This window comes from Lacticaseibacillus manihotivorans DSM 13343 = JCM 12514, assembly GCF_001435035.1.
GTDB lineage: Bacteria > Bacillota > Bacilli > Lactobacillales > Lactobacillaceae > Lacticaseibacillus > Lacticaseibacillus manihotivorans.
The window spans coordinates 1-6,723 of record NZ_AZEU01000016.1 but is presented as its reverse complement, the minus strand read 5'-3'; the positions used below and the strand labels follow the sequence as shown (position 1 = coordinate 6,723).

Here is a 6,723-nt window from a genome sequence, read left to right as displayed (position 1 = left end):
TATTTTGTCTGAGTGCTAACGATAGTGGCTAACTTGATTGTAAAACGCGGGGAAAAATTATTACCGGTAATTATTGAATACAAAGGTACCAAAGGCAAGCTTGAGAAAACTGATAGACAAGGTTTAGTTGTTTTACGCGATGCAACAGGGAAGTTTGACTATAAACAAGCAATTCCCAAATATGCGGTCAATGGGGCGGCTTACTATGCGGCGAATATTATTAAGGATACTGAATATAAGGAAGTCGTAGTGGTTGGGATCAACGGCACTAAAGACGCAGCCAATGAGATTCACTACGAAGTTCGAACTTACGTAATCAACGCTTCGGAGCCTGAGCTACCAATCTATGTTGATGACTTCGAAAATTTAGATTTTTTGAAAAATTCCGAGCCAGCAAAATCTCTATTTTTCCAGAAAATTGCAGACGTACAAACGGATCCAAAGGAATTAGAACAGAGAGCCATTCGTGATGACGCAAAAATTGAGGCCGTGTTACAAGAACTTAACCAAAAGCTTCATGATGAGCAGCAGATTATTCCCAGTCAGCGAATCAACGTCGTCGCAGGTGCGTTAATGGCTGCGGTTGGGGTGAAAGACACCAATGGCGATTGGAAAGTTGCACGGCTTACCCCCGGAGAACTTACAGGATCTACTGAAGACGGAAATACAGATGGCGAAAAGATCGTTAACAAAATCAAGAACTTTTTGAAAGAACGGGAACTCCCCCAAAAGAAGCAGGAGCAAATCCTTAATCTATTGCGCACAAACTTTGTAGACAACAACTTGAACCAACGCACAGATACGGAAACTCAAACGCCAATCAAGTCCATCTACCAAGAGGTTTACACCAGGTTAATTCCTGTCTATGACGTGACGGGAACCAATGACTTCACCGGCAAGTTGTTTAATGTGATGAATTCCTGGGTTGACGTTCCAGACGGCGGAGCTAACGATGTTGTCCTAACGCCGCGTTACGTAACGAACTTTATGGCACGTCTCACCCAAACTAATATGAATAGTTACGTTTGGGATTGGGCGCTAGGATCTGGTGGTTTTCTCATTAGTGCAATGAATCTAATGATCGACGATGCCAAGAATCAGTATTCGAATAACCTAACCGAGCAGCGCAAACAAATAGAGCACATTAAGACTCGGCAGTTACTAGGGGTTGAGTTGCTGGCCAACGTGTATATGTTGGCTGTGCTGAACATGATTTTAATGGGCGACGGATCTTCAAATATCGTAAACGACAACTCACTTACGAGCTATGATGGGAGATATGCCTACAATGAGGATCCTTTCCCAGCAGACGTATTCCTGCTTAATCCTCCATACTCAGCTGAAGGTAACGGAATGATTTTCGTAGAGAAGGCGTTCGAAAAACAGACTAAAGGCTTCGGCGCCGTTATTATCCAAGATAGCGCCGGTAGTGGTAAGGCCACTGAAATCAACAAGCGAATCCTGCGTAACAATCGGCTTAAAGCCAGCATCAAAATGCCGGGAGACTTATTTAAAGCTAGTGTCCAAACGTCCATTTACCTGTTTGAGGTTGGGAAGCCGCATCAGAAAGACGACAACGTTTACTTCTTCGATCTGCGTGAAGATGGCTACACCCGAACCAATCGTAAAAAAGCGAAAGTTAATCTACACGACACTAACGACGCCAAGGGGCACTATCAAGAAGTTATAGATATTGTTTTAGACAAGACCAAGAAAACAAATTACTTTGTCTTGGACGACAACTACTACAAGGGGACCATCAATCCAACCAGCGGTAAAGACTGGAACTACAACAAGAAGGTTGACATTGCCCCTACGGAAGCCGACTTCAAAAAAACCGTCAGTGACTATTTAAGTTGGGAAGTCTCTCAAGTGTTATCGGCGGACAATCCGGATTTTATCTAGGCCCGAACTCGACGATTGATAGCCGTGTCCGGGCAAAATATCAAGTTCATAATTCGAATTTCGAAATTCAGTCGATTTTCCAAAAATTGAAGTTCAACAACCTGAAATATAAGGCCGGTGATTTACCCAGTCACCCTACGCAGACCAATCCATTACCCGCATTGACAGCGGGCATAGTAAATCAAGGGCTGAATAATTATGTGCCAGTCGAAAATGCCACGATTTTCAAAAATGTCATCTCAGTCTCTGCAAACGGTGCAAATACAGGTGTCATGTTTTACCAAACAAGAAACTTCACGGTTCTTCAAGATGCCTATGCAATAGACTTGATTCACAAGCCTAAGCACATTGACAAGGGGTATCTGTTCTTAGTCGGAGCGCTTCAAAAATCGGTAAGATTCAAGTTTGACTGGTCCAATAAAGCTGGTTGGGAGCGCATAAAGACAAGTGTGGTAACTTTACCAGTTCACCATAATGGATCAATCGCTTTCGACTATATGGAAGCGTATATCAAGGAGCTTGAGGCGGAACGGATCAAGGAACTTGAGGCATATCTGGTTGCAACTGGTCTTAATGACTACGTACTCTCTGATGAAGAAAAACGCATAGTAAGCGATTTCAGAAATGGGGGGGTGCGCTGGTCTAAATTCTTCTTGGAAGATATTTTTGAAATTAGGAATACCACCAACATCATTAAATCCCAGATTTCGAATTTTCAGGGTGGCACTCCATACGTGGGCGCTAGCCGTGAAAATAACGGTATCGGTTCATACATTGATTATGACAGGAAGCTGCTAATGGACGGCAACTCCCTATTTATTGGTGGTAAGACCCTCACTGTCTTCTATCAGCCAAAAGACTACTTCTCAAACGATAGTCATAACCTCTGGCTAAAATTAAAACACACTATTCCAGATGAGAGCCATAGTTATCAATTCATTGCTGCATGTATGTACAAAGCTCTGTCAGGCAAATACGAATGGGGTAACTCCATTTCACGAGCAAAAATTCGCTCTGACAAATTACTATTACCGGTAACTACGCGCGGACTGCCTGATTACGCCTTAATGAGTCGCTATACGCACGTTATAGAAAAATTGGCCATTCGCGGTGTTGTTGAGTGGAAAGACAAGCAAGTTGCAGCGACTAAACGGGTAGTCAATCTTGAGCGTCGTAATCATTATTAATGGTTACGGCGCTTTACTTGTCCAATCCTCGCTGAAAAGGCATATCGTCCTTCATCTAATTAACCTGTACATGTTAATTAGATTAAACTATAATGGAGTTATACCAACGTGTACAGGTTTCTTCAAAGAAATAAGTAAGGGGAGGCAGTAGCATGGCCGGATCAAAAAAGTGGGACATAGAACACAAGAACCTCACCAAAATCTATCATGCCCGTAGTCAGGCAAAGTCCTTCGTCAAAAACATGGCCTCGGCTCGTGATCTTGAGGAATTGCAAACGCTGCTTGACGAAAAGAAGGCAGTGTATAAGACACAACGTGATCAGTTGTGGCGGCAGTTTGACACATACGCCAAGTATTTAGACTCTGATAATAATACTTGGCATTCCGAACCCGACAAGCCAATCAGTATGTATGTCGTAACATCTGAGAACGTAACAATCGGGGATTTTATTGGCAAGGCAGCTGTACATGATCAACTTTGGGTTTATCGCCCGCAGCTCAGCAAGTTTGACGATCGCCGTTTTGATCCGAATCGTAGGTTTGGTGAAGCGCCAAGAAGTGAAGCTAACGAAAAGTTTTCGCGATGGGCTTACGATTTTAATCGCGTAAAAAAGGGCGCATCTAATACCACAATCTTCCTCGAATCTGATCGTCAGGTCGTCATTGACAAACTTCACGAGCTCTATGGATTTGTGGAAAATGTAACGGTGCGTTGCGCAGCAGATACCTTTTCAAGAAAGGTCGCAAACAACGACGGCTTCGACTTTTACTACCCAATCGATGAGCAACCGCTAATCATTTGGCAGGGAACTGGGCGCGGATACTTTCCAGCTCAAAACACAACCGTGTATCGTGGTGATCTCGCTGTGTTGACGCCAAATAACCCCTGGGATAAAAACGATACGCCTCTGCTCCAGTCCGTCATTCCGCTTGATCACTTAAAAAAAATATCAGATACTATTGCAGCTGACTTTGAAGTTGTAACTGAAGAAACATCTGAAGCGCCATTGCGAATATATCAAATTTCGACCGTTTATGAACGTAAGCAAAAAGACGGTTCATCCAAACAATTTAAGCGTGATTACGGAAAAGTTCGCGCAACTTCAAAGAGTGCTGCTTCTAAAAAGTTCACTGAAGCGCATCCTGGATCCACCAGTGAGCTCTTAATCACGAGAGTGAGGAACAATTGAACCAGAATCGCCGCACGCACGTCGATTATTAATAATCAGGGTAGTTTGCATATTTTTAGCAAATTGCCCTGATTTTTAGCTTGCCAAAACAAACACATGTTCGTATACTGAAACAATAGAGGACTCAGAAAGGGGCGTGGCGGCAGTGCAGCAGCAGGAAAATTTGCAAACGGTACCGCGCGAAAACTGGCTTTATCCCGACCGCGGCATGGCCAAATGGATGGGCTGGTTACTTAGCAATCACAGCGCCTACCTCAGTGAAGCTGCAAAATCCGAACAGCCAGAACAAGTTTTGCCAGAGATGACAGCCAGTGCCATCGACGCACGACTGCAAGAAGCCTGGTCAGATTCCAAAGTAGTATCTGTGCAATTGACACCACTTTACGACAATCAAGTTTCGCCGGCCATTAAGGGTGCAGTGATCGGCATCAGTGATAATCAGGTTGTTCTTCTACAGAATGACAACACAACTCAAGCAATCGATGTGACCGAGATTCGTCATGTCAAGATCATTGAACCAGAGAAGTGGTGGAACCAATCCTCTGAAGACACAACTCACATTACATTACAGAGACCTAGGGATCGTCAACGGCAGCTCAATATCCATCAAGTACAAAAGGACACGCTAAGGCCACTTCCGAACCCGTTGCCAGGAACACCGTTCGCTGACCCATCTCAGCTCCCGCAACGAGACTTAATGTGTATTGACTGTAAGTCTTTTTATGCGAGCGTCGAAGCTATAAGACGCGCGGAATATCCATTGGCAGCAAAAAATGCAGTTCTTTCCCGAGAAGAATCTGCGGGTGGTTTGATTCTGGCAGCATCACCGCTTTGCAAAACAAACTACGGTGTCAAGCTTGGCACCAGGTCTTACGAATTGAATCCGTCAATGGATATCCAAATCGTTGAACCTCATATGAGCGACTACATTCGGATCAACTACACGATCAATGACATCTATCGACACTACACCACTGACTCGGATTGGTACATCTATTCTATAGATGAATCATTCCTGGATGTCACTGAATCCCATGGACTTTTTGGTTGTAACGAACAAATTGCGACTGCAATCCAGGATGAGGTATTTGAGACGACCGGAATCGTCGCCACCGTCGGGATAGGGGACAATCCACTACTGGCAAAGTTGGCACTGGACAACGAGGCCAAGGTCAGACCACCTTGGCAAGCCACTTGGACTTATCAAACGATACCAGAAAAGCTTTGGCCGATCGATAAGCTCACAGACTTTTGGTCCATTGGCTCAAAAACGGCGCTTAAATTACAGCGAATGGGAATCTACTCCCTTGGCGACGTCGCACACACGCCGCAATCAGTCTTACATGATAAGCTTGGCGTCCTAGGAGATGCGCTTTATTACCATTCTTGGGGGATTGATTATAGTTTGCTACAGAGGCGGTACGTTCCGCGAACCGACACACACGGATATGGAAATAGTCAGGTTTTGATGCGTGACTATGTGCTCAGAGCCGATTGTGAGACAGTCTTAGCCGAGATTACCGATCAGGTTGCTACCCGGCTGCGTAAACGTAACCTGGTAGCATCGAATGTGGCCATAGAAATTGGATTTTCTGAGCCGGATATTAACGGAAAGACACATTTTGGAGCTCAGACGAATATCGACGCAACCAATCGGACAGACGAACTTGTTCAAGCAGTTCACTTTTTATTCGCAAAGAAGTGGAACGGACAACCGCTAAGGAACATCGGCGTTCGCGTCACTAAGGTCAAGAAGCCGTTCGCAGTACAAATAAGCCTATTCGAGCCAATCAAGACACACGACGCCAACGATCGCCTAGAACACACAATCGATCAAATTAGAGATCGTTTTGGGTTCAAAGCCCTGGTAAGAGCAAGTTCGAAGACTGCTGGTGGCACCGCCATCGATCGTGCCGGTCTAGTCGGCGGACATCAAGGTTAGGGGGGGCCTCAAGATGATTCGCGAATCTAAACTCATGCTAAAGAACCTGAATCACCACTTCCAACGTAAATACAACTGGCGATATAGCATCCTCGTGGTCGATAATCGCTTCTATAGCTGCTACTCGCTGTTCCTCCAAGCCCATCATCATCAGGACCTGTTACATTATAGCTGGGACCTAGTTGAATTTGAACACGATAAGGCAAAATATGGACAAGTAATGCGAGATTTAAAACAACACTGCAATTTATCTATTGAATATCGAGACACCGATCACTTGGTGCATCCAGGCACCGACATCGTTTTTGACGCATCACATGGCCACGGCTTCAGCACAAGCTACCACACAAAGAAAGCATAAGGCGAGGGGACATTATGGACAGGGAAGAACTTCAGGAGTTTATCGAGCAAAATTGTAGAGCAATTCAAGATTTTCGCGATAGTGGATGTAAGCTGATTCCTGAGACAACTTTTAAGAGAGGGTATAATGAATAAATCA

Annotated in this window: 5 protein-coding genes; all 5 read left to right on the top strand. The window is 44.6% G+C overall.

What is annotated here, in order from left to right:
• The first annotated feature begins 33 nt into the window (after window positions 1-33).
• Window positions 34-1,905 (top strand): HsdM family class I SAM-dependent methyltransferase, encoded by a 1,872-nt coding sequence (locus FD01_RS00815; protein WP_235802916.1) that lies wholly within the window; start codon window positions 34-36, stop codon window positions 1,903-1,905.
• The gene (locus FD01_RS00810) at window positions 1,857-3,092 is read left to right on the top strand and encodes a restriction endonuclease subunit S (protein ID WP_056962284.1); all 1,236 of its coding nucleotides are present in this window, start codon (window positions 1,857-1,859) and stop codon (window positions 3,090-3,092) included. Before FD01_RS00815 ends, FD01_RS00810 begins: the two co-directional genes overlap by 49 nt.
• A gap of 152 nt (window positions 3,093-3,244) precedes the next feature.
• Window positions 3,245-4,282 carry a hypothetical protein gene (locus tag FD01_RS00805; protein WP_056962283.1) on the top strand — a complete coding sequence of 346 codons (1,038 nt, stop codon included), beginning with the start codon at window positions 3,245-3,247 and terminating at the stop codon, window positions 4,280-4,282.
• 697 nt (window positions 4,283-4,979) lie between these two features.
• Window positions 4,980-6,224: a Y-family DNA polymerase gene (locus tag FD01_RS00800; protein ID WP_056962286.1), complete on the top strand. Its 1,245-nt coding sequence runs from the start codon at window positions 4,980-4,982 to the stop codon at window positions 6,222-6,224.
• Between the two features lie 13 nt (window positions 6,225-6,237).
• A complete protein-coding gene (locus FD01_RS00795) occupies window positions 6,238-6,585 on the top strand; it encodes a hypothetical protein (RefSeq protein ID WP_054720035.1) in 348 nt (115 codons plus the stop codon).
• The last annotated feature ends 138 nt before the right edge of the window (window positions 6,586-6,723 follow it).